Here is a 24,739-nt window from a genome sequence, read left to right as displayed (position 1 = left end):
ATCGTTGTTACCCGCTGATGGAATATGCTCAGTTGCACTTTGTACTATTATTGAAGCGCGACAACGCAAACGGAGCTATATTCTGCCGGGTATGTCCCTGCACAGCCAGATCCGCAAGAATCTCGCCGACCGCGCTGGAGAATTTGAAGCCATGTCCCGAGAAGCCTCCGGCCAGCAGCACATGGCTGTGAGCAGGATGGCGGTCGATGATGAAATCCTCATCCGGCGTATGCTCATACTTGCAGACAGAACCCTTCAGCAGCTTCCCGGCAGCGCCCGGCATATAAGCTTCAAGCACCCGGCGCAGGTCGCCTTCATCACTCTCCAGGCTGCCGAAGGGGGCCAGCGGTTCACCGGGCCTCCACACTTCGCCGGTGTCATGGCGGCCGATCTTCAGCCCGGCCCCACTGATACTGGGAAAGCCGTAGAACCCGCCTTCCTCTGCGCCGAGTGTGAAGCCGGGGAACTTCCCGGCATCGAAGGCCGGCGTACTCCCGAACCAGCCTACTACCTTGCGTACAGCCTTAATGGGCAAGCTGATGAAAGGCGTCAACGAGCTGAACCAGGCCCCGGCGCTGAGTATAGCAGCGGCTCCGTGGTAATTTCCCTGCTTCGTCTGTACTGTGACACTTCCTTCGCGGGCTGTTACCTTCAGCACAGGTGTATTCGTCAGCAGCTCCGCACCGTGAGCCAGCGCAAGCTGCCGGTAAGCAGTAATGCACCGCTCACTGTAGAGATAACCGGCATCCGGCTCATACATGGCCGCGAAGCCTTCCGGAACGGTCAGGGCCGGCCAGCGGCGGCGGATCTCCGCCGCATCCAATTGCTCCACCCGGACCTTGCGCTTCCGCGCCTCCGTATGGCGTCCGGCGAAGGAATACAGCCTGCTGTCTGCCAGATTGAGCACGCCGGACGGAGCCAGCAGCACAAGGCCGCTCTCCGCCTCCGCCTCTTCCCATAGCACCTGGGCACGGAGCGCCAGGTCAATATAAGCCGGATCGCCGCTATAGGCGTGCCTTATCAGGCGGGTATCGCCGTGATGGCTTCCTTCCATATGCGGCGGATCGAACGCATCGATCAACAGTATCTTCACCCCGCGCCGGGCGAGATGATAGCCTGCGCTCATGCCCATGGAGCCTGCACCGACAATAATGACGTCATAATCAGAATGCTCCGCTATGATCTGCACCCCTCTCCGCCGCCAGATGCTCAAGCACACGGACCGCCAGATCGCTGAAGAATCCTGCGCCAACCGGCAGCGCCGCTTCATCCAGCCCAAAAGCGGGATGATGCCACTCCTGGCTGCCAGCCGTGCCGGTGAAGACGAACAATCCGGGAACCGCCTGCTGATAGAAGGCGAAGTCCTCCCCGGCCGGTGACGGCACCGGCTGCACGGCGGTATAGCCCAGATTCGCTGCCGTTTCTTCGCCCAGCCGGGCCAGCAGCGCATCGTTGATGACCGGCGGCGGCCCGCCGATCCAGCACACGCTGGCTTCGGCACCGAGCGCGGCGGCCACACCTGTCACTATCTCCTCGAACCGCTTCAGCACCCTGCCGCGCACTGCTTCATCGAAGGAACGGATCGTTCCTTCCAGCACCGCCGTGTCCGGGATGATGTTCCACGAATTCCCGCTGTGGATCTGTGTGACACTGATGACTGCGCTATCCAGACTGCCCACATTCCGGCTGACGATGGACTGCAGCGCCGTTACAATATGAGAGGCGGCGACAATAGGATCGATCCCGGCCTCCGGCACAGCTGCATGAGTGCCGAAGCCCCGGATACGGACCGCGAAGCCGTCTGCGGCCGCCATCAGCGGACCAGCCTTGATCCCAAGGGTCCCAACTGGCAGATCCGGCTTATTATGCATGCCGATTACTGCGCGGACCTGATCCAGCCCTCCAGCGGCGATGATCTGCTGCGCACCCTTCGCCTTCTCCTCGGCGGGCTGGAACAAGAAGCGCACCGTTCCCTTCAGGCTGCTCTCCTGCGCCTTGAGCTGATATGCGGCTCCAAGCAGCGCCGCCGTATGGAAGTCATGCCCGCAGGCATGCATTCTGCCTGGATACAGGGAGGCATACGGCAGCCCGGTCTCTTCCTGGATCGGCAGGGCATCAATGTCTGCCCGCAATGCAATCACTGGCCCGCCCTTCCAGCCGCCGACTTCGGCAATAACCCCGGTCTTCAGACCGTAATCTACTATCTTCACACCCGCCTGCTTCAGCAGTGAGGTGATATACACGCTAGTTTCCACCTCTTCACCTGACAGCTCCGGGTGCCGGTGCAGATGACGCCTGATTTCAACCAGCCGCTCCTTGAACGATAACGAATGTACTTCCTGTGCCGCAGATTTCGTGGCTGAATTTGTCATTAGCAGGCCTCCTTGCTTGTTAATCAGATGTCCTCACTGCGCTATGCCTCCGCCGGCACTTCGGCCAGCGCCTCACTCAGCAGCTCGAAGGAACGCTGCCGCTTACCGAAGGGCTGCACATTGGTCGTGACGATGAATTCCTCCACGCCGGAAGCTTCAGCTAGCGCCAGAAGCTGCTCACGTACGTTCTCCTTCGTCCCTTTGGTAATCTCAGGCTCCCGCTCCTCCAGCGTGTACGCTTCCTCACTCTGGCGGGTGAACTCTTCCGCCTGCTCCCGGCTGGCCAGCGTCAAAACCTTACCGCTGGCAAAACGGAGGCGGATCAGCTTATTCGCTCCAGCCAACTCCTTGGCCTCCTCTTCGGTATCGGCCACGATGACAGCCAGCGCAATAATTACCTGCGGCTCCTGCCCGCCGCTTCGATTGAAGCTGTTGCGGTAAGCCCGCACCGCCTCTAAGGCAACGGCCTGATCACCGCCGATGAACAGGGAGAACACATACGGCAGGCCGAGTCCGGCCGCGATCTCGGCGCTGGCGACACTGGCGCCGAGCACATACAGCTCCGGCGGAGTTCCGGGGAGCGGGCCTGCCTTCAGCCCGTGCAGCGGATGCTCCGCCTCTAGCCGGTTATGCACATACTTTTCCAGCTCCACAATCTTGTCCGTTAACGAAGCAGCTTCCCCGCTCCCCTGCTGGAGCGCCTGTGTGCTGCGCGGCAAGCCGCCGGGAGCGCGGCCGACGCCTAAGTCCACCCGTCCCGGTGCCAGCGAAGCCAGCACGTTGAAATTCTCAGCCACCTTGTAGGGGCTGTAGTGCTGAAGCATAATTCCGCCGGAGCCGATGCGGATACGATCCGTTTTGGCCAGCAGGTGCGAGATAAGTACCTCGGGAGAAGACCCGGCTACCTGCTCCGAATCATGATGCTCGGATACCCAGAAGCGGCGGAAGCCGAGGCGTTCAGATAGCTGCGCCAGGCTGATTGTGTGCCGGAAAGCCTCTTCCGGTGTCTCCCCGGGATAGATCGGGCTTTGGTCGAGTACGCTGATTGTAATTGCCATAGATATGCCTCCTAGATGGAATAGTTCAGCTCCGGCGTAATCCGCTTCAGGAACTGCTTCGTTCGTTCTTCTCGCGGATGGTTGAATACCTCCGTGGGCGTGCCCTCCTCGACGATCACTCCGCCGTCCATGAACACCACATGATTCGCCACATCGCGGGCGAATCCCATTTCATGCGTCACCACAATCATCGTGATGCCTTCCTTGGCGATCTTGCGGATCACCGCAAGCACCTCGCCAACCAGCTCCGGGTCCAGTGCCGAGGTCGGTTCATCGAAGAGGATGACCTCCGGCTCCAGGGCGAGCGCCCGGGCAATCCCGACCCGCTGCTGCTGGCCGCCGGAGAGCTGGCTCGGATAGGCATCCAGCTTGGCGCCGAGCCCCACCTTCTCCAAGAGGGCGATGCTCTTCTCTCTCGCTGCCTCCTTCGGAAGCTTCTTGACGATCAGCAGGCCTTCCATCACATTTTCCAGCGCGGTTTTATGCCGGAACAGATTGTACTGCTGGAAGACCATGGCGGTCTTTTGCCGGAGCTGGTGGATATCCTTCTTGCGGGCATGCCGGAAGTCCAGCTTGAAGTCCCCGATGGAGATTTCGCCGCTGCTGGGCTTCTCCAGAACATTCACGCAGCGCAGCAGGGTGGTTTTGCCGGAGCCGCTGGGACCGAGAATGACCACCACCTCGCCCTTGGACACCTCCAGATCAATATGGTTCAGCACCTGATGGCGCCCGAACGACTTCGATAGCTGCGATAGCTTAATCATGCGACTCCCCCCCGGTTATACAGATTGATCCGTCTTTCAATGACGGCGGTTGCCCGCTCAATGAGGAACGTCAGTCCCCAGAAGATCAGCGCCGCCGCCAGGTACGCCTCGAAGAACTTCCAGTTGGTCGAAGCGACAATCTGCGCCTGGGCATTGATGTCCACTACCGATACGGTAAAAGCCAGCGTAGACCCGTGCAGCATCCCGATCACGGAATTCGACAGGTTGGGCAGACTCGCCGCCAGCGCCTGGGGGAACACAATCCGCCGCAGCGCCTGGGGAGTGCTCATCCCTATGGAATGGGCCGCTTCCAGCTGACCGCGGTCCACCGCCAGCAGACCGGAGCGCACCACTTCGGACATATAGGCCCCCGCCGTAATGGAGAAAGAAATGTAGGCGAAGCCGATCATCGGGATTGATACCGAGCGGAAGCTCCAGCCGAACTGTGCAGCAAGCCCGTCAATAATCATAGGCAGCCCGAAATAGATCAGCAGCAGATGCGTCAGCATCGGGGTGCCGCGGATGAACGTGACATACCCTACGGCCAGCGGATACAGCCCGGGAACTCTATAAATCCGGATCAGGGCCACGACTGTACCGATCACGAAGCCTGCCAACACCGACACAACCGTGATATACAACGTCGTAGGAATGGCTCCCAGAATTTGCAGAAACGCCGTCCAGATAAAAGCCGGGTCCAGCTTCATTACGCACCGCCTCCTTTACCCGCTCCCATATCCGCGACAATCGTGCGGTAGGACGCTTTTCGCTGCAGAGTGAACCGCTTCTTGGCCGGGCTATCCTGGGCTTCATGCCTGAGCAGACGTTTCTCCGCAACCAGCAGCAGCCTCTCAATACACAAACTGATCACAAGATAGATAAGCGCAAGCGCAATATACGTCTCGATGAAATGCTGGGTCGCGCTGCCCAGGGTCTGAGCCTTGCCCGTCATCTCCATCACGCCTAGCGTGAACGCCAGCGAAGTATCCTTCAGCAGCGCTATGACAAGATTCGAGAAGACGGGAATGGCAATTCCCAGCGCCTGCGGCAGCACAATACGGGTAAAAGCCTGATAAGTGGTCATCCCCGTAGCATAAGCCGCTTCCACCTGCCCCTTATCGACTGCTGTCACTGAAGCGCGGATCATCTCCGACATGAAGGCCCCGGTATGCAGACCGTAGGTCAGAATCACGAACACCAGCACCGGAGTCCGCGTCATATCCAGATTCACCAGCTTCAGCACCTCAGGCAGACCGTAATAGAACAGGAATAACTGAATCAGAATCGGCGTCCCTCTGAAAAAAGAAATGTACACCTCAGCGCAGGTCTTCAGGACCGGCATCTTATACAGGCGGGGAAGCGCAATGATAAATCCGACAATCATCCCTGCCAGCAGCGAGCAGGCTACGATCAGCAGCGTGGTGCTCAGCGTGGTCAGCAGTTTGGGCAGGAACGAGAAGACAAAACCTAGATCAAACGGTGCACCCATCCTGCACCTCCTTTCAGAGCTGTAAAGGCCTGCGCACTATTGAACCGATGAGGTGGTAACGTCTGCGCCCAGCCATTCTGTGCTTATTTTGCCCAGCGTGCCGTCTGTCTTCAGCTCCTTGACCACTCCGTCAATGGCCTCCGACAGCTTCTGCGAAGGGGCATCATCCTTGCGCAGCACATACAGAATATCAGCAGAGGACAGCTCGGGACCTACCGCCTGCAGCTTGCCCTGCGGGTCGATGATCGGCAATACGAAATCGGCAGCAAGGGTAGCATCCACCCGGCCTGAATCAATCTGGCTGACCGTATCATTGGCGGCACCGTTCTGATAGACAATTGAGATCGAATCCGCACCGTGCTCCTTGTTGTAGTTCTCCAGAATTTGCGCTTGAGCACTGGTGGCGCCGGTCAGCACCTTCTTGCCTTTCAGATCGTCCAGTGTCTGGATCGAATCATTACCTTTCGCTACAACAATGCGGTTTCTCCAGTGAGCATAAGCTTCCTTGTTAAAAGCGTACTTCTGCTCCCGCTCCGGGTTCTTCTCCATGACATGGGCCACCAGGTCAATCTTCTTCGTCTCCAGACTCAGCAGCAGATTGCTGAAATCCATCGTCTGGAATTCGAACTCATACTCCGGCAGGCGCTTGTCAATCTCCTTCAGCAGCTCTACATCGAACCCGGTCAGCTTGCCGTTCTCATCGATGAAGCAGACATTGGGAAAAGCAGTACCGGTCCCGATCACGATCTTGGTCACCTTAGCCGGCTCAGCGGCTGCGCCTGTGGACTCCGCACTATTCTGAGGGGCTGCCTCTGCCACCTTGCCACTGTTTGCGCTGCTACTTACGCTGTTATTATTGCCGCAGCCGGCGATCAGCAGCGTCAGTACCAGTGTGGATGCGAACGATATCGTCTTGTTCATCTCTCAAACCCCTTTTCAATTTAAATAATCCCTATCTGTTTAGTGGTGATTATATGCAATTAACTTTATCACTGCATGCTGCCATGCGCTAATAGAGTTTCTTAATATGGTTATTCAAGAAATCCATTCAGCTTACTCAGTGTCTCCGTCCCCAGCTCCAGCAGGGTATCCAGGAATTCTGCGTTCTCTCCGTTCAGCGAGATCAGGTGGGTCCGCAGGGAGATACCTGCGGTCTCAGTGATATCCACCCGGACCAGTGTTCCCGCCTCTACCTCCTCCTGCACGCTCAAGGCCGGAAGGAAGCAGATGCCTGCTTGCCGCAGCACCAGCTTCTTGGCGGTCTCCAGGTTATCCACCTGATAGACAATGCCCGGCGGACGCTCCATGCTCTCAAATACCCGGTGCAGGCGCATCCAGTCCAGCGAGCCGCATTCGAAGAATACTAGGGTCTGCTCAGAGATCTCCCGGATCGAAGCACGGCCCTTGCGGGCCAGCGGATGAGCGGCATACACATACAGCGAGATCGGGTCTTCACAGAAAGGAAAGGACTGGATGGCCGGATTCACTACCTTGCGGATAAAAGCGAGATCGATCTCCTTCGCCTTCAGCTTCTCAATCAATATTTCGGTGGGAGCGGTAGTCAGCTTCATACGGATGTGCGGATACCGCTGCCTCAAATGGAGCAGGAGATGAGGCATCAGATAATTGGAGACGGATACCGTGCTGCCGATTCTCAGCTCGCCGGGGATTTGACCTTTCGACTGAAGCTGATGCCTGCCGTTCTGATAGACCTGCAGAATTTGCTGCGCATAGGGGAGGAACTGGCGTCCTTTATCCGTCAGGTTAATCTGCTTGCCCAGCCGGTCGAATACCTTGCAGTCCAGCTCCCGTTCCAGCGACTGGATGCGGGCTGTTACTGTCGGCTGCGAGATATAGAGCACATCTGCCGCTTTGTTGAAGCTTCCGTAGTGGTTAATGTAGACAAACGCCTCAATGTTCTCGATATTCAAGCATAGTCCCCCTCTGCATCAATAATTTTATTATTCCTATCGATTAACAATGAATTTTAATTAATCTTATGCAGAGGCTATTTTTTTGTCAACTGACGGGCATCGTTTATTTTGGAAATTCCCCTTCCGCCACTTTTCCCCAAATTTATGTTTTCAAGTTCAATTTATATTTATCACAAGTCAGATAGAACTTTTCTATGTTTTTATTTGAATCATTAATACCCTCTTATACTTATCGGATTTATGTATTATAATAACGGCACATTCCATTACCGGACAGGAGGCACCAGATGAATCACTCAACAGGACTTGTAATCCGTGAAGCCGCAGCTGCCGACCGTGAAGCCATTGCCGGGGTCTTGCTGGAAGCTTACAGCGAATATGCAGCCGTGCTGCCCGAACCGTTCTGGGAGGAGTACCGGGACTCCATTCTCGGCTCGGTTCATGGCGATGGACCGGTCTCCCGGATTGTAGCGGAGCTGGATGGACAGATCGTGGGAAGCGTACTGCTGTTCACCTCCTCTGAGGCTGCTTACGGAAGGGCCGAGCTGGGCATCCATACGCCGATCATTCGTCTGCTGGCCGTAGCTCCGGAGGTCCGGGGGCACGGGGTGGCCAGACTTCTGATCCGCGAAGCGGCAGGAAGAGCCCTTGCACTGGGGGCAGCCAGTCTGAATCTTCATACTTCGGATATGATAGCCTCTGCGATCAGGCTATATGAGGGACTCGGCTTCAAGCGGGCTTATGAGACGGATCTGAAGAACGGGGATACTCTGGTCAAGGGCTACCGTCTGGAGCTGCCAGTCTCCGCCGGTCCACAGGCAGAACCGACCTCAACGGCCAGCATAACCGGTTAAGCTGGCCTTTTATACGGCTGCCCGCAGGTATTGTGGCGGAACCAACTGCTAAGGCTAGCACAACCGGCTAAGCCGTCCTCTTCTTAAGGAGAACCTATTCAGCGGAGCGCTCTAGGGCTCCGCTGAATAGGCTTGGTTTGGGGCTTGGTTTGGGGCTTGGTTTGGGGCTTGGTTTGGGGCTTGGTTTGGGGCTTGGTTTGGGGCTTCGCTTGGGATACCGCTTTGGCCCGGTAAATTTCTAAAATCCTGCACAAAAGACAACAATCTGCTCAGCATTTGGACTAAAATTCTAAATTGCTGTATAAAAGTCAGCATTCTTCCTCCTCTGGGCGGCTTAAAGGGACAGTTCTTGTATTTATTGCAACATTCCCCTTGAACGCCCAAATATTCAGGAATCAAAGCTGCAATACTTACAACATTCCTGACCTTGCTGTGCAATCCGCCCACAGTAGGGAGGCAGACACGGTTCAATGCGAATACCATTACTGAGCGGCGGCTCTGTGTTACCCTATGTTTGCCGTTATAGAATCCCTTTCGCTTTCGCGGCCTTCAGCCATTGCGGCAATTCATTCAACAGCTGATCATATAGCTCCTCGTCGGATACGTCTTCAATGCGGTCCAGATGCATGAAGCTGGCGTTATCCACCAGTCTGCCGCTCATCGTGTCAAGCTGCTTCAGCACCTCGAAGTCAGAGTCGCCGATGCCGACAAATTGCCAGAATATTGGAAGAGAAGAGGCCGCCATGATAACTTTGCGGGTCAGTCTCACTACGCCGCCGTCATTGATGAAGATAATGAACACAGGCGTCGTGTCCGGCTCCTCCTTCGTGTATTTCTGGATAACATCCTGCATCACCGGCGGTTCATTATTGCGCCCGAACTTATGAATCGCGTCATTATTCGTAATATGGGTGAAGACATAACTGCCAAGCTCCTGCTCAGTAACCGGCGGAAGTCTACTGAATTCCGTATCATAGACCCACACATCCAGTGAGCCGTTATCGTCGAACTTGCTGGCAACGGCGAGAATGCGTTCCACCACCTCCTGCACCACGCCTCTGGCATAAAGACTGCGCATGGAGCCGGTGATGTCCAGCACGATGCCCACTCTTGCGATGACACCGGTAAGCTGTTTTTTGACCAGGGTGAGCTCCACGATCTTTTTGCGCAGATTAATCGAAGACAACACATTCACCGGAGGCTCCGCCTCCGGCTGCAGGATTACCTCCGGGGTCTGCTTCACCCCCTCAGGTGTCCACTCCACCATCTCGGCTGTCCGCTCTATCCCCTCAGGCGTCCGCTCCACCATCTCGGCTGTCCGCTCTATCCCCTCAGGTGTCCACTCCACCATCTCGGCTGTCCGCTCTATCCCCTCAGGCGTCCGCTCCACGAGCTCAGATGTTTGCTCTATCCCCTCAGGCGTCCGCTCCACTAACCGAGCTGTCCGCTCCACTACCTCAGCTGCCTGCCCCATTCCCTCAGATGTTTGCTCCACTACCTCAGTTTCCCGCTCTACCACCTCAGCCGCCGCTGCGGCTTCGTTCCCGGATTCCTGTTCCACCTCAAGCCCGTAGCTTCGGCACAGGGCTGCAAGGCCCCCGTTATACCCGCTGCCGATGGCGCTGAACTTCCACTCTCCCTGATGGCGGTACAGCTCCCCGGCTACGACGGCAGTCTCCTCCGACAGGTCTGCTCCGTACTCGAAGCGGTGCAGTTCTTCCCCGTTTCTGCGGTCAGTCAGTGTCAGCTGCAAGCCGGACAGCTCCTTCATCCGCTGGTTGCGCTGCTCCCCCTCATAGATCGTCAGTGTCAGCGCAATGCGTGCATAATGCTGGGGTATTTTCGCTAACGAGATGGACAGGCTCGCCAAGTTCTCCCCATCCGCAGCATGAGCTACAGCCCCTTCTCTGGACACAGGATTACCATAGAAAATAAAGTCCTCATCCCGTTCACACCGGTTCTGATCCGACAACAGAAAGGCTGCCGCATCGACGCCTATTCCGCTATGGCGTGTATTCCAGCCTAGCTGGACCGTTATGTCGCTTACATCTCTTCCTTTGGTGAGTTCGGCCTTTTGACCTTTTGACAGCTGCAAATCCTTCATCTCCTCTTCATAGCAGTCTATTCCAGAAGTTCATAGATAAGGTATACCCCATTGTGGCAGCCTTTCACAAACCTGAACAGATTGTATTTCCGCCTTTGCTCCTATAATATGGAGGTATTAGATGATAGATAGGGGCTTTACCTGATGAATTTCACTGCGATAGATTTTGAGACTGCCAATGCCGGCCGTTCCAGTGCCTGTGCCCTGGGGCTTGTTCAGGTTCGGGACGGTGTCGTCACTGCGGAACATAACTGGCTGATTGATCCGCGGCAGCGGTTCGACGGGATGAATATTGCCATTCATGGCATTACACCTTCGATGGTCAGAGGCCAGCCTACCTTCGAGGAGCTGTGGCCTACGGTAGAGCCGCTGCTGCAAGGGGAGATTGTGATCGCGCATAATGCCGCCTTCGATATGAGTGTGCTGCGCTACTGCCTGGACGACTACTCTCTCTGCTATCCCGGCTTTCAATATTTATGTACCTACCTGCTCGGCAAAAAAATGCTCCAGGACCTCCCCTCCCATAAGCTGAATGTCATCTCGGCACATTTCGGCATCCGGCTGAAGCACCATGATGCTCTGGAGGATGCCAGAGCTTCTGCACTGATTCTCCTGAAATTGATGGAGCAGTGGCAGCAGTTCGATCCGCTGCTGTTAGCCGGCAGCCAGGGCTATAAGGCCGGGACGATGTATGACGGCGGGTATACGCCGTTCAAAGCAGCGCCCAAGAAGGCCGCGAAAAAGCCGGCGGCCGGGAAGAAGGCAGCCGCTAAGACCGCGGTTGCTGCAAGCCCGGGCTTGCAGGTTAGCGGAACGGTAGCCGGGCAGGCACAAGGTGAAGCGCCAGCAGCTTCACTTGACCAGCTTCCGGCCGCAGCACCGCCAGCCGCCGGTGCTGCGGCTGTCCCTACACTGGTTCGGGGGCAGCGCGTCGATATCGGCGGCAAGCTCAGCGCTTCCAGACTCCTTGCGGCTGTGGAGTGGGATGCATCGGCTTTGCACACGGAAGTGAGCCAGCCGGAGACTGCTGCCTTTCTGCTCCGGGAGAGCGGACGCTGCGAGCAGGAGCGGGGGCTTATTTTTTATGGGAATATGGAAGACCCCAGCGGCTCCGTCTTCTCCTCGAAGCCTGCTGCGCACATGGGGCATCTGTACCTTCAGTTAAGCAGTCTGCCTGCAGCCATTACACGGATTGCGCTGGCCTTCACCGTTCCGGAGTTCAGCGGTAACAGGCATCCGGGCCCGATCTGGAACGCTTCCGTATCACTGATTGATTCCCGGACGGGAGTCAGGCTGGCGGTGTTGCCCTTCAGCCGGAATGTTATGCCAGGCATGTCCGTTGTTATCGGCGAGTTCTACCGTTATAAAGACAAATGGAGATTTGCTGCTATCGGAGAGTCGCTGCCGGGCGGCCTTCCAGCCCTATGCAGCCATTACGGCCTGGAGACCGACAGCGCCGGGAAGGCACAGCCGGAGTCCGCCGCCGCAGCGGAGGCTGAAGGTCCTAAATAAAGCAATCCCCCCAAACCGCAAATACGGGATGGGGGGATTGCTCTATTTTCAAACGATATAAAATTCTAAATCGTTATAACTTCAGCCGGTACACAGCCTTATTCTCCAGACCTCTTATGAACGGCGTCCATTCCTCCGTCTCCGGCGTCGTATCAAGGGCGTCCTCCACCATTTGCAGCTTGGCATCCATCGCATCGATATGATGCAGGGCAACGGCTTCAGCCGTCTGCGGCTGGACCGGGCTTCCCCACTCGCCCAGATTATGATGAGATAAGACCAGATGCTGAAGCGCCAGGATTTTCTCGGATTCCAGATCAATGCCGGTGCGGATTGCCGCTTCTGTAATCCAGCTGGAGGCCATGGAAATATGCCCGATCAGCTTGCCCTTCACACTGTAATCCGACACAATGCCGTACTGCGAGATCATCTCTTCCGGCTTGGCGATATCATGAAGAATGATCCCTGCTCTCATCAGATCAGGATTCAGGAACGGACGCTGCTTGCACAGGAAGTCCCCAATCTCCAGCATTCGGACCATGTGATAAGCAAGCCCTGCAAAATACGCATGATGGTGGGTCTTGGCAGCCGGATAATGCATCAGCTTCTCCTCCACCTTACCGACACAGAAGTTCACAATCGCTGCAATCTCCGGATCAGCAATACTAGCCATCTCATTCTTGATCGTATGGACCAGGTCCACAGGACGCACCGGGGCCGAGCGGATGAAGTCGGTCAGCGATACCCCGTCGGATTCATTAACCAGTCTGAGTTTAGTGATTTTGACCTGAAGCTTCTCGCGGTAGGTATGGGCCAATCCCCGCACCTTCACCAGCGCCATCGGAAAAAATGTCTCCTTATCCGTCACGCTGACGTCCCAGTATTTCGCCGAAATCTGACCGCTGGCATCACCTAGTACAATATCGAAGTAATCCTTGGGAGGAGTCCCGTTTGTCTGTTTCAGCACCAGTTCTCTAAGCAGATAGAAGCCGGTGAATTCATCCTGCGGGGCTAGCTGTTTGATTAATGTCATTGTGAAGCCTCCTATGACTTACAGGCCTGGGCCTGCTGGGTATAATAGTGTGTATATTAGAGGTTTGACACTCCCTTCCCAAATCCCTTTAAATTACTATACGATTGGCATTTCTATTTATGTCCACACCAAGTGGAAACGGCTTTTCCGGCTTTTAAAATTCAAAAAAGGGCTGCCCCGGCGGCCATTTGCATGACCCAGGACAACCCTTAGTGAATGGATTCTGTTATTTCCCGGCAGATTCGAGCGCTTCTTTGATCGCTTCTACAGCCTTGGCGGAGATGGCTTTCTGGGCATCATTCGCACCGAAGGCTGCTGCACGGTATCCGTACTTATGCAGGCCTTTGCCGTTCGAGGTATTCTCGATCTCGTATTTCACAAGCAGCTCGTCATCCGTCAGGTTATATCTTACTTTTCCCTTATCATCCAGGTAGTACACAGCCATAGTTACAGGCACATTATACTTAGTAGTAACCATGACATTTACAGTTTTATCCACACTCGCACCGATGAAAATCCCATCGAAATACGCAGCCTTATCCGTTTCCGTAACTTCTGCTTTACCATAAGCTCTGTCAACGGCAGCCTTCAGCGCATTGCTGCTACTGGTAGCGCCTGATACCGCATCTACATCTTGAGCACCTTCTCTTGTGCCTGCGGCCAGGAAGCTGGCGGTCAGCACCGGAATGGCTTTTTGCACTTCAGCATAAGCGGCTTTACCCAGATCCACCATGTTCATGCCTACACGGGAAAGGGCCACATTTACGATCTTGCCGTTACGCAGTGTAACATCTGCTTTGTTCGTGCCTTTGTCATAAGCATCACCATAAGCGGTGAAGGTGCCGTCTTTATAAGTACCTTGTACTTTGGACGCATTGGTCAAAGCATCCGTCAGCGCTGCCTTCGCTGCAGCCGACAGGGCTTCCTGTCCGGCGATATCTGGAGCCTGCACACCGCTTGCGAGCAGTCCGGCGGTCAGCTTGTCAACCAGTGATTTCTGTTCTTCCGTACGTTTGTCATCTGCAATCAGCTTGCCGTCTGCGCCGAACAGGCTTAGCTTGATGCCCGTTACCTGATCCGCGTCGATATCAACCAGCAGCATAACCTTGGACTGATTATCCACACCGGCAAATTTACCGTCGAAGGTTTGACCTTCACCCGGAGTCTTCAAGGCTTTCTCAAAAGCGCGCTCTACGGCCTGATTCCAGCCATGGCTGCTCTCCGTAGCACCGGAGATTCCATCTACCTTCTCATTATAGTTAGCGATATAAGATCCATTAGCCAGCAGTTTGGCGGTCATCGGAGCATTCGCCTTCACAACCTCCGCATAAGCGGTTGCGCCTCTGTCGATCAGGTTGCTGCCAAGTCTGAACAGCTTCACATCTACCAGCTTACCGTTACGGATCACAACATCTGCTCTCTCCACGCCTACACTTCTTGCTGTACCGTAGGAAGAGTAGAATCCGTCAACATAAGCAGCCTTGTTGTTGATGGTAGCATTCTGTTCGGCATCCCAGAAGGCATTCACTGCGGCTTTGGTCTCTGCCTCAAAACCGGCTACCGGCTGTGCGCTAGCACCTTTGGCAAGCAGTGCAGGAGTAATCGCTGCAATCGCTGCTGTCTGTTCAGCCGTATACGTCTTCTCATCCACGAAGTCTCCGGTAGCGCTAAGCGGATACAATTTAACCGCAGTCAGCTTATTTGCTTCATAGGTAGCGAACACTGCATATTTGGCCTCAGGGTCTACACCCATGTGGACTCCATTGAAATAAGCAGCGTCAGCCGCTTGATGCGCAAGCGATCGCTCAAAAGCTCTGTCTACGGACAGCTTCCAGCCGTTGCTCGTGCGGGTTGCGCCGGATACAGCGTCAACCTTAGCTGCGCCGTCTCTGGTTTTGCCCATCAGTCTGTCTTTCATCAGACCGTAGGCTGCCCACACGCCGCTGTAATTCTCACGGGCATTGCGGTCAATGATCTTCGGGCTGGTTCTGAGCAGCTCGATATCGGCGATTTTGCCGTCTTTAATCGTTACCTTCGCACCCTCTGTACCTTTGGAATACGCATCTCCATAGGCAACATATACTCCGTCCTGATATACAGCCTTGTGCACAGTAACTAGCGCTGCTGTTGCTACAGGCTTTACAGTTGCCGCTGGCTTCTCAGAGGCTTTGGCGGATGCTGCGGGTGCAGCAGTTGCTTTAGCTGTTGCTGCGGGTGCAGCTGTCGCTTTTGGAGTGGCTGCCGGTTTGGCTGTCGCCTTCGGAGTGGCTGCCGGTTTGGCTGTCGCCTTCGGGGTTGCCGCCGGTTTGGCCGTCGCCTTCGGAGTTGGTGCCGGTTTGGCTGTTGCCTTCGGAGTTGCCGCCGGTTTGGCTGTTGCCTTCGGAGCTGGTTTAGCAGTCGCTGCCGGCGCTTCTTCCGAGGCTGCTGAAACCGCATCCACCTTCAGGTTCAAGGCAGGTAGATTAATCGTGTAGGCTAATGGCGCAAGCAGCAAGGCTGCGCTTACAGTCAAAGAAATTAATTTTTTCAAATGCGTATTCTCCTTTATTATCCCCAGTAGTATGTAGCGTTTTCAAACTGTGTTGGTCCATTCATTCCTTCTGATTACGAAGAGCAGCCAACTCTTCCTGAACGTCACCCACTCCTTCCTTCATTCCTGCTCGGCCCAGCCCGTGTAAGAAAAGATTCATCTATATATACAATCTTTCAAAAGGTGAAACAATTCACATAATAGAGTGAATTAATTCACATAAGTGGACTTCAAGCTGCTGGTGAATATTTCTGGCTTGATGGTAACAAAATTGAAACTCTTTTCTCTGTGTAGAAAATCACATACCCTATAAGAAACATCACTTTTTTGCAATAACATAAAATCTGATTCCATCTACCTCTCATAATCTGCCATATCCTCCTTCATATGATAACCATGCGATATATTATATTGTGCGGCTGCGCTTAAATATGATATTTTTATACGATGTCATGTTCATGGAAAGGAGTAACAGCTGCTCATGAATCCGTCGTGTATAGGCGTTATTCTTGCTCAGATCGGAACCCCTGACGCCCCGAGCGCCAAGGCGGTCCGTCCCTATCTGAAGCGGTTTCTGTCTGACCGCAGAATCATTGATTATCATCCGCTCTTCTGGCAGCCGCTGCTGCGCGGTATTATTCTGCGCACCCGTCCGCGCCGGTCCGCGAAGCTCTATCAGGAGATCTGGATGGAAGAGGGCTCACCGCTGCTCGTCCATTCCAGAGCACAGCAGGCAGCGCTCCAGGCACTGCTGGGCAGCAGCTATCAGGTCGAGCTGGGGCTTGCTTACAGCACACCCGGCATGGCTGAAGCCTTCCGCAAGCTGGAAGCTTCGGGAGTGACCCGCATCATAGTCCTGCCATTATTCCCGCAGTATTCCTCGACGACGACCGCTTCCGTCTATGAAGCTGCCAGCTTCGCCGCTCTGGGACGGCATAGCCGCTACGGACAGGTATCCAAACGCTTCGTACCGGCGCTGCGGTTCGTAGAAGCCTACCATGACGCGCCCGGCTATATCGCAGCGATGCAGTCCTTATTACAGCGGCAGATCCGCGCCATGAGTGAAGAACCTGACTATTATATCCTGTCCTTCCACGGCATTCCCCGCCGTTATGCCGAGACCGGAGATCCCTATCCGCAGCAGTGCCAGGAAACGGCCCGTCTGCTTGCAGAAGCGATGGGCTGGACTCCGGAACGCTGGCAGCTCTCCTTCCAGTCCCGTTTCGGGCCGGAGACCTGGGTGGGACCGTCGACTGCGGATACGCTGAAGGAGCTTCACGGACGCGGAATCCGGCGGCCGCTGATTTTCTCACCCGGACTAGTCACGGACTGCCTTGAAACGCTGCATGAGCTGGCCGTAGAAGGACGGGATCTCTTCGTCATGGGCGGCGGAAACGCTAAGATGCTGGAGGTGGCTCCTTGCCTGAACGACACCGGAGAGTGGATCAGCTTCCTCGCGGGACTGGTTGACTGCTCGGCCCAGGGCTGGCACCCTTCCGTAGCAGCTGCGGCGGCGTCAGAGCAGCCGCTCTAACACAGAAACGCCCGGTCTACAGGTATCTTCAACCTGTGAACCGGGCGTCTTTTGGCGTAGACATTATTCCTAATTATTGAAGCGTGAGCTGTTTATATTTGGCAGTCAGTTCCTCGAACCACTGCTTATCCTGCAAAGTCAGCGCAAAATCAATCAATTCGGCAATTTCATCAGGCTGCAGATCAGGTGAATCCTTGAAGCTGATCTCAGCCGAAGCCGAAGCTGTTCCCTCCGAGCCCTCCGCAAAATCATAGGAGAACATCAGCTTGATGTCACTTTCCAGAAACTCATTGCGCAGGAAGTAGAGCACCTCGCACATCAGAACAGGTCTGACATGGTTCTCGAACACACAATCCATGACCTTAGCCCAATAATGCTGGTTGCTGAGATGCAGCTTATCATTGGTCAGGAGATACTGCTCACCCTGATAATCATTAACAAATTTCAGTTCAACCGGCTCCATTTTAAAAATACCGGTAATTTGCTTCCTGGTGATATTCAAGATGTCGCGCGTTTCCAATCTCATCATTCTCATGCACCCCGTTCCTCAGGTTTGGACGATCTGTATATGCTGAATTTTCATGATTCGACAATAATTTTAAACTAATTTAAAAGTATTATCGTCTTTTCCGCACCTATTGTTAATGCTTTTTCATTAAAAATTTAAAATTTTCTGTTTCATCCTGTGAAAAATCGGTTAATTTATTTCTTTTTTTCAACATGGTACCCAATCATGAACAAAAAGCCATCCTATGGATGAAAGGATTACCTTCGCGCCAGCACAATGTATACTGTTTTTTACATACATTTGGTCCATGCGCCTGCGTGGTAGACAATGTATGCTGTTTTTGGCATACATTTGGGCCATGCACCTTCGCACCAGCATAATGTATACTGTTTTTCGCATACATTCGAGCATGCGCCTCCATGCGAGCACAATGTATGCTGTTTTTCATACACATTCGGTCCATATGGCCCTGTACCTTACACTCACCTTGTCCACTAACAGGAGGAAACTATAGTTTCCTCTACAACAAAAAAGCCACCCAGTCTGCAATAGACTGAATGGCCAGTAGCCCAATATTAGAATAAAAGTGTACCTTCACCGGTATGGTGTCGCGCCGCCTTAGCTGACGAACAACGGTACCAGCTGAATTCCCTCTTCGGGCGAGATCCGCACCAGGCCTTTATCGGATATCCGCAGTGCGGGTATAACCGCGAGGGCCAGCAGAGACAGGGTCATAAAAGCATAGTTCAGCGTACAGCCCGCATCATATAGCGCTTTGCTGATGGCAGCGGATTGCGCGGCGGCAATCTCAAAGCGCTCTGCGGACATCAGTCCGGCAATCGCCAGCGGGAATAAGGTGGTCCCGGCAGCGGTAATCACTGCAACACCGCCCTGCGCCTCCGCCACAGCGGCAGCCGCCTGCGCCATCAGTCCATCATCATTACCGATGACCAGCACATTATGGCTGTCATGAGCTACAGTCATCGCTATTGCCGCAGGCTCACGGAAGCCGATGCCCTGCACAACCCCAACAGATTTGTTGCCCGTTCCCTTGTGCCGCTCCAGAACAGCGATTTTGCACAGGCCGTCCTGCACCACCAGCTCCGATCCAGCTACTGGCAGGCTCATGATCAGCTCGCCGGTCTCCACATGGTTCTCAATAACCTGGATGACCCGCGTAGCCAGAACACCTTCCTCAATGGGCGCATGAATCACGAAGTCTGCGGGAACCGGGGGCTGCTGCAGATGCACAGAGGCCAGCACTTCATCCGGGTAGGTGTACGGGGTCAGCTCAGCCGTCATGCGGCCGTTCTCAGCCACAACAACACCGGCTGCAATCGTCATGACCACATGGACATCGGCCAGATTTCCGTCCAGCAGAATGATATCCGCGCAGGAGCCCGGCGTGATGGAGCCGATATCGCGGGCTACGCCGAAGCGCTCGGCTGTGTTGATCGTTGCCATCTGAAAAGCCGTGACCGGCTTCACCCCCTGGGAGATCGCATGGCGTACGACAAAATCCATATGCCCCTCATCGCGCAGCGATTCGGAGCTGCGGTCATCCGTCACCAGCATCATCCGGCGCGGGTCCAGCCCGTGCTCGGTATGCGCCGTGATGGTTTTGGCGACATCATGCCAGGCTGAGCCGCGGCGCATTTTGGCATACATCCCCAGACGTACGCGTTCGATCACATCCTCCGCTGTCACACACTCATGATCCCCGGTCACCCCTGCTGCGGCATAGACCGGAAGTCTCCAGTCACTCGACGGCCAGGTGAAATGCCCGTCAACATAACGTCCAGCACGCAGCGTGGCCTGAATCTCTCCAATCATCTTCTCATCGCCGTAGACGACACCCGGGAAGTTCATGACTTCGCCGAGTGCGATCACATCCTCGCCCCAGGTGTAGGCTTCCGCTACTTCCTCCGGTCCGATCGACGCGCCGGTTGTCTCAAATTCTGCGCCCGCAGAAGGGACACAGGAAGCCACCTGCATATAGGCAGCCAGCGGCGTTCCCCGCATCTCGTCCAGCATCAGCTTAATTCCCTTAAGCCCGAATACGTTGGCAATCTCATGGGCATCGAAGAAGCCTCCGGTCGTCCCCAGCGGCAGTACAGCACGGGCGAATTCAGTCACCGTCAATTGAGTGCTCTCGATGTGGCAGTGTCCGTCAATCAGGCCGGGAGCAATGTATCTGCCCGCCGCATCAATAACCTGCGTTCTCTCCCCAATCGTATGGGAGACGTCCTTGCCGACGTAAGCAATGCGCCCGCCTTGTACAGCGACAGACATGCCGTCCAGAATCTCCCCAGAGCAGACATTGACCAGCTTGCCGCCTGTAATGACCAGTGTAGCCTTCTGATCTCCCCGGGCAGTAGCAACCAGCTCAGGCACGCAGTCAGCCAATGGTTGTCGTGTATAAGTCATCATGTGCACTCCCTTCCGGTTATCTATTTAGAAAAAACGGCCCTGACACCCCTAAAGGGGGTGCAAGCCGTCACTTAAACAAATCACATTGTATGATTATCTTACTTTGACTCATATACGTCAAGTGCCGCCTGAACGCCCTGTCCGGCAGGTACCGCGTATCCGTGGCGGATAAGCACAGCCTCCAGCGCGCCAAGCAGACGCAGCACATTATTCTCCCGGCAGCTGAAGCCCATGGTCCCGATCCGCCAGATCTGGCCCTGTAACGGCCCGAAGGAGCTGGCAATCTCGATGCCGAAACGCTGCAGCAGCATGTCACGGACGGATTCCCCGTCTATGCCCGCCGGAATGAGCACACAGGTGACTACGGTCAGCTTGCTCTCCGCCTCCCCGTACAGTTCCAGCCCCATAGCTGACAATCCGGCAGTAAGGGCTTGCTCATTGAATCTGTGCCTTGCATGCCGCGCTTCCAGCCCTTCCTCCAGGACCAGACGCAGGCCTTCACGCAGAGCGTATAGCATGGAGGTCATCTCCGTATGGTGATTGAGCCGCCGGGGACTCCAGTAATCCTGCAGCATACTAAGGTCCAAGTAATTGCTCCGCACCACGGGCAGCTCACTGACAGCAGCAGCGTCAGTTCTAAGTCCACGCTCCACCTGCTTGCGCTTCAGCAGCTTGGCCTCCGCCCGGTCATTATACGTCACCGGGGCCATACCTGAAGGGATGGACAGGCATTTCTGCGTTCCTCCGACCACGGCATCCAGCATCCAGGCATCCGTCTCTACCGGCACCCCGCCAATCGTCGCCACCGCATCTACAATCAGCAGCGTATCCTGCTCCCGGCAGGCCCGCCCGATCTCGGCCAGCGGCTGCACACGGCCTGTAGAGGTCTCCCCGTGAACCATTGCCACCACATCCGGCTTGAAGCTCCGTATAGCATCAATCACCTCTTCCGGGGGAAAAACTTGGCCCCAGGTCTGTTCTATCGTGAGCACCTCAGCGCCGCAGCGTTCAGCAATCTCATGGAGCAAATGGCCGAAACGGCCAAAGACCGGAACCAGCACCCGGTCCCCCGGCGCAATCAGGCTGACCATCACCGCCTCAATACCGGAGCGCGAAGTCCCGTCTACAGGATATGCCCACTGATTCTTGGTGGCGAACAGCTCACGCAGCATCTCCATCGTCTCATTCATGATCTCTGTGAATTCAGGATCGAATTGTCCCAGCACCGGATAAGACATCGCCCGCAGTACACGCGGATCAACCTCCACGGGACCGGGGGTCATAATGCACCGCAAGGATGGCGACAAATCTTCGTACCGCTTCATGGTTCTCTCCCCTCCAGACTTCTAAGTGATCAGTTCTCGCTATTTTATACGCAATTGAGATTACAACCCGAAGCTTGGTCGTCTCTTATTCATAAGCTAATCTATATAATATGGCTGTCAGCACTTCCAGTCCAGCAATGAGATCCTCCGGGGAGGTATATTCTTCGGGAGAATGGCTGATTCCGCCTTGGCTCGGCACGAAGATCATCGCGGCCGGGCAGCGCGGGGCGAACAGCTGGGCATCATGTCCTGCACCGCTGACCATGCTCAGGTAGGGCTTCTCCTGCCGGAGACAGATCTCTTCAAGAGCCGCTCGAAGCTCCTGATCCATAGGAGCAGGGGCTGTCTCCAGCAACGTCTGTACTTCAAGCGTCAGGCCGCGCCTGCGTCCAAGCTCTGCGAACTCCTCCAGGACGGCTGCGCAGAAGCGCTCCAGCACCCCGGCTTCGCTATGCCGGATATCCAGCGTGAACTGCACTTCGCCGGGAATCACATTGGATGTCCCCGGATAGACCTCGAGCCGCCCCGTTGTGGCTACCAGCGGATCGCCCTCCGCCAGGGCGGACCGTTCCAGCGCCAGCAGCATCTCCGCACTCCCGGCGAGGGCATCCTGCCTGAGCCCCATCGGTGTAGTCCCTGCATGATTGGCCGTCCCGCCGACCTTGACAAGATACCGCCGCTGTCCGGCGATGGCCTGCACGACCCCGATTCTCCGGGACATCCGCTCCAGAATAATCCCCTGTTCAATATGCAGCTCGACATATGCGGCAATATCACTGCGCACAGGACTATTATTGCGCCAGAAGCTTTCCCCCAGACTTACCGTAGCTCCAGCTACCGGTTCCTCACTCCCACCTCCCTCACTCCCGCTTCCGCCACTCTGCTCCATACCTGCCGCAGCTTCGGCAGCCAAACCTTCACTCTCTCCAAGACCGCAGGCCGCCATCGCATCCGCCAGCGTGATTCCTTCCGCATCTGCGCAGTCTGTACATTCCTTCCCGTGATATAGCCCGGTTACATTCCCCGAGCCCCAGAACGTCAGCGGAAAGCGGCTGCCCTCCTCCTCACAGAAGGATACCACCGTAAGCGTCCGCAGCGGCGGACCAAAGGTCTCCAGAAGATAGTGCAGCGCAGTTACAGCAGCAGCTACTCCATAGGCACCGTCATACCGTCCGCCGTTCACCACCGTGTCGATATGCGAGCCGGTCAGAATAACCTTATCGCTGACCTGAGAACCGGCCAGTGTGCCATAAACATTCCCCACCTGATCCATCCGGACTTCAAGCCCCAGTGCAGCCATTCTCTCCTGCAAAAAATGCTGAACCCCTTGCCACTCCGGCGTATACAGCAGCCGGGTAACTCCGGGACCCGGAGCGCTGTATACTGCGAGTTCATCCAGCAGCTTCAGCATCTCCCCCGCGGGGACATGCGGGACCGGCGGCTTCATAGCTCTGGCTGGCTGTGCCTGACACGCAGCCATTCTCCTCCGCTGCCAGCAATAATGCCTTCCGCGGCAGTATAGACTATATTGCCCCGGCAGATCGTCGCCGTTACCTTGCAGGATAAGGTCATTCCGACATAGGGACTATGCCGATGACGGTACAACAGATCCTCTGCACGCAGGGTATAGGCTGCATCTGGATCAAGCAGCACCAGATCGGCATCCAGCCCCGGTGCGATGGAGCCCTTGCGCCCCTCCAGCCCGAACCGCCGGGCAGGAAGCCCGGAGAGCAGCGCCGAGATCTGCGTAACCGGCAAGCCGCGCACATGAACACCTTCATGGAACATCAATTCCAGACTGCTCTGGGCTCCCGAGATCCCGCCCCAGGCCTCGATGAATGACAGCCCGGGCGCCAGCTTCAAGTCGGGCGGACAGGGGGAATGATCGGAAGCAACCAGATCTACCTGCCCCGCAGCCAGTGCCGTCCACAGCCGGTCCCGCTCCCCGCTGCTGCGCAGGGGCGGAGCGCACTTGGCCAGCGGCCCAAGGGTCTCCATGCTGTCTTCATCCAGAATCAGATAATGAGGACAGGTCTCTGCGGTCACATCCAGGCCGCGCAGCTTGGCCTCATGAATCAGCTCCAGGGCTGCCGCTGTGCTGATATGGACGAAGTGCAGCTTACAGCCGGTCCGCTCACTGTACAGCAGCGCCCTTGCTACAGCCTCCAGCTCCGCTTGCGGAGGGCGCGAAGCCGCAAAATCCCGCGCGCTGCTGCGCCCGGCGCGTATTGCCGCCGCCCCCAGCGCCGAGGTTATCGCTTCGCTCTCCGCATGCAGGGCGAGAATCCCGCCGGTTGCGGCGATACGAAGCATCCCCTGATACAGGGTGTCATCGTCCACCTCACGGAACCGGCCTTCGCCTTCACCGCCGGGATTCGAGATGAAGGCCTTGAACCCGCTAACGCCCGCAGCCGCCAGTCCCTCCAGCTCCTCCAGATTCCCTGGCACCAATCCGCCCCACAGCACATAATCCACCGCCGAGTTCCCGGCTGCGGCCTCCGCCTTCAGCCGGAGCGCCTCCACATTCACTGTCGGCGGATTCCCGTTCAGCGGCATATCCGCATAACAGGTGCAGCCGCCGGCCGCAAGAGCAGCCGACCCGCTGCGGAAGCCCTCCCAGTGACCGAGCGCAGGCTCATTAAAATGAACATGCATGTCGATCATGCCGGGCAGTACGTATTGTCCTTCCGCATCCAGAATTCTGGTCCCGGACAAGGCCTGTAAGGCTTCGCCCAGTGCAGCAATTTTGCCATCCTTCACCCCGATCTCAAGCCTGCGGACTTCTCCGGGCAGGACCACCTGTCCGTTCCTGATGATAAGCTCGTAACCTTCTTCCTTCATGATAAGCCCACCTCCGGTCTATTGGCTTAAGATTAGGTGCAGCGGTACACTTGACTGACGTGTTAACTCCCGCGATAAGTGCTGTATCCTCCAGGTGCAACCAGCAGCGGTACATGGTAATGGGCAGAGGGGTCCGGCATATTGAAGCGGATCGGAATCTGGTCCAGGAACGGGATTACAGCGCCCGCGCCCTCCTCCGGCTCCGGTTCTCCGGCACCAGTCTGAGCGCCCCGGAAATAATCACCGGCCATAAATAACAGCTCATAGCTTCCGGCCTGCATTTCTTCTCCCGCCAGCAGCGGAGCGTCCAGCCTGCCGTCCTCATTCGTCACCGCCTCACGCAGCAGCACAGGCCCTCCGGTCTCCAGCCGCCAGAGCTGAAGCGACAGGCCCGCAGCGGGCTTGCCCTGTGACAGATCCAGCACATGGGTGCTCAGCCGTCCGTGCATTCCAG

At 56.0% G+C, this 24,739-nt stretch carries 20 protein-coding genes and 1 pseudogene; 3 read left to right on the top strand and 18 right to left on the bottom strand.

The annotated features are described in order from the left end of the window. Window positions 1-28 precede the first annotated feature (28 nt). The 8 genes from solA to MKX63_RS19695 form a co-directional block, all read right to left on the bottom strand. A complete protein-coding gene (solA, locus tag MKX63_RS19730) occupies window positions 29-1,207 on the bottom strand; it encodes an N-methyl-L-tryptophan oxidase (RefSeq protein ID WP_445323557.1) in 1,179 nt (392 codons plus the stop codon). After that, the gene (locus MKX63_RS19725) at window positions 1,164-2,372 is read right to left on the bottom strand and encodes an amidohydrolase (protein WP_341019440.1); all 1,209 of its coding nucleotides are present in this window, start codon (window positions 2,370-2,372) and stop codon (window positions 1,164-1,166) included. Before MKX63_RS19725 ends, solA begins: the two co-directional genes overlap by 44 nt. A gap of 41 nt (window positions 2,373-2,413) precedes the next feature. Further along, a complete protein-coding gene (locus MKX63_RS19720; protein WP_341019439.1) occupies window positions 2,414-3,430 on the bottom strand; it encodes an LLM class flavin-dependent oxidoreductase in 1,017 nt (338 codons plus the stop codon). An 11-nt stretch (window positions 3,431-3,441) separates the two neighbouring features. Next, complete coding sequence (locus MKX63_RS19715) at window positions 3,442-4,194, bottom strand: amino acid ABC transporter ATP-binding protein (RefSeq protein ID WP_341019437.1); 753 nt, start codon at window positions 4,192-4,194, stop codon at window positions 3,442-3,444. Continuing rightward, the gene (locus MKX63_RS19710; RefSeq protein WP_341019436.1) at window positions 4,191-4,901 is read right to left on the bottom strand and encodes an amino acid ABC transporter permease; all 711 of its coding nucleotides are present in this window, start codon (window positions 4,899-4,901) and stop codon (window positions 4,191-4,193) included. The genes MKX63_RS19715 and MKX63_RS19710 overlap by 4 nt, the downstream gene beginning before the upstream one ends. Further along, window positions 4,901-5,683 (bottom strand): amino acid ABC transporter permease, encoded by a 783-nt coding sequence (locus MKX63_RS19705; RefSeq protein WP_341019435.1) that lies wholly within the window; start codon window positions 5,681-5,683, stop codon window positions 4,901-4,903. Before MKX63_RS19705 ends, MKX63_RS19710 begins: the two co-directional genes overlap by 1 nt. A gap of 36 nt (window positions 5,684-5,719) precedes the next feature. Next, window positions 5,720-6,604 (bottom strand): transporter substrate-binding domain-containing protein, encoded by an 885-nt coding sequence (locus MKX63_RS19700; RefSeq protein WP_341019433.1) that lies wholly within the window; start codon window positions 6,602-6,604, stop codon window positions 5,720-5,722. 110 nt (window positions 6,605-6,714) lie between these two features. After that, window positions 6,715-7,614: a LysR family transcriptional regulator gene (locus MKX63_RS19695; protein ID WP_341019432.1), complete on the bottom strand. Its 900-nt coding sequence runs from the start codon at window positions 7,612-7,614 to the stop codon at window positions 6,715-6,717. A 290-nt stretch (window positions 7,615-7,904) separates the two neighbouring features. Here MKX63_RS19695 and MKX63_RS19690 point away from each other — a divergent pair, with 290 nt between their 5' ends. Next, window positions 7,905-8,471 (top strand): GNAT family N-acetyltransferase, encoded by a 567-nt coding sequence (locus MKX63_RS19690; protein WP_341019431.1) that lies wholly within the window; start codon window positions 7,905-7,907, stop codon window positions 8,469-8,471. Window positions 8,472-8,991: 520 nt separating this feature from the next. Here MKX63_RS19690 and MKX63_RS19685 read toward each other — a convergent pair. Both MKX63_RS19685 and MKX63_RS19680 read right to left on the bottom strand, forming a co-directional pair. Continuing rightward, window positions 8,992-9,657, bottom strand: coding sequence for a vWA domain-containing protein (locus MKX63_RS19685; protein WP_341023135.1), 666 nt, complete (start codon window positions 9,655-9,657; stop codon window positions 8,992-8,994). A gap of 396 nt (window positions 9,658-10,053) precedes the next feature. Beyond that, window positions 10,054-10,575, bottom strand: a pseudogene (locus MKX63_RS19680) (TerD family protein); the annotation flags it as partial. Window positions 10,576-10,719: 144 nt separating this feature from the next. Here MKX63_RS19680 and MKX63_RS19675 point away from each other — a divergent pair. Further along, window positions 10,720-12,087, top strand: a complete 1,368-nt coding sequence (locus MKX63_RS19675) for a TerD family protein (RefSeq protein WP_341019430.1) — start codon at window positions 10,720-10,722, stop codon at window positions 12,085-12,087. 73 nt (window positions 12,088-12,160) lie between these two features. Here MKX63_RS19675 and MKX63_RS19670 read toward each other — a convergent pair whose 3' ends face one another. After that, window positions 12,161-13,117: a 3'-5' exoribonuclease YhaM family protein gene (locus MKX63_RS19670; protein WP_341019428.1), complete on the bottom strand. Its 957-nt coding sequence runs from the start codon at window positions 13,115-13,117 to the stop codon at window positions 12,161-12,163. Between the two features lie 226 nt (window positions 13,118-13,343). Beyond that, entirely contained in the window at window positions 13,344-15,647 is a 2,304-nt protein-coding gene (locus MKX63_RS19665) for an FMN-binding protein (protein WP_341019426.1), read from the bottom strand. 481 nt (window positions 15,648-16,128) lie between these two features. Between MKX63_RS19665 and hemH the strand changes: the two genes are divergently transcribed. After that, entirely contained in the window at window positions 16,129-17,181 is a 1,053-nt protein-coding gene (hemH, locus tag MKX63_RS19660) for a ferrochelatase (RefSeq protein WP_341019424.1), read from the top strand. Between the two features lie 73 nt (window positions 17,182-17,254). Here hemH and MKX63_RS19655 read toward each other — a convergent pair whose 3' ends face one another. From MKX63_RS19655 to uraH, 6 genes are all read right to left on the bottom strand, one after another. Beyond that, entirely contained in the window at window positions 17,255-17,644 is a 390-nt protein-coding gene (locus MKX63_RS19655) for an IDEAL domain-containing protein (protein WP_341019423.1), read from the bottom strand. A 663-nt stretch (window positions 17,645-18,307) separates the two neighbouring features. Then, entirely contained in the window at window positions 18,308-20,116 is a 1,809-nt protein-coding gene (locus tag MKX63_RS19650) for an adenine deaminase (protein WP_341019422.1), read from the bottom strand. A 101-nt stretch (window positions 20,117-20,217) separates the two neighbouring features. Then, window positions 20,218-21,444 (bottom strand): pyridoxal-phosphate-dependent aminotransferase family protein, encoded by a 1,227-nt coding sequence (locus tag MKX63_RS19645; RefSeq protein ID WP_341019421.1) that lies wholly within the window; start codon window positions 21,442-21,444, stop codon window positions 20,218-20,220. Between the two features lie 85 nt (window positions 21,445-21,529). Continuing rightward, on the bottom strand, window positions 21,530-22,891 hold the full coding sequence (locus MKX63_RS19640) for a Zn-dependent hydrolase (protein ID WP_341019420.1): 1,362 nt from the start codon (window positions 22,889-22,891) through the stop codon (window positions 21,530-21,532). After that, on the bottom strand, window positions 22,888-24,285 hold the full coding sequence (gene allB, locus MKX63_RS19635; protein WP_341019419.1) for an allantoinase AllB: 1,398 nt from the start codon (window positions 24,283-24,285) through the stop codon (window positions 22,888-22,890). Before allB ends, MKX63_RS19640 begins: the two co-directional genes overlap by 4 nt. Window positions 24,286-24,347: 62 nt before the next feature. Then, window positions 24,348-24,734: a hydroxyisourate hydrolase gene (uraH, locus tag MKX63_RS19630; RefSeq protein WP_341023132.1), complete on the bottom strand. Its 387-nt coding sequence runs from the start codon at window positions 24,732-24,734 to the stop codon at window positions 24,348-24,350. Window positions 24,735-24,739 lie beyond the last annotated feature (5 nt).

It is taken from the genome of Paenibacillus sp. FSL R7-0179 (assembly GCF_038002265.1).
Classification (GTDB): domain Bacteria; phylum Bacillota; class Bacilli; order Paenibacillales; family Paenibacillaceae; genus Paenibacillus_AQ.
This window is presented reverse-complemented; position numbering and strand designations above follow the sequence as displayed.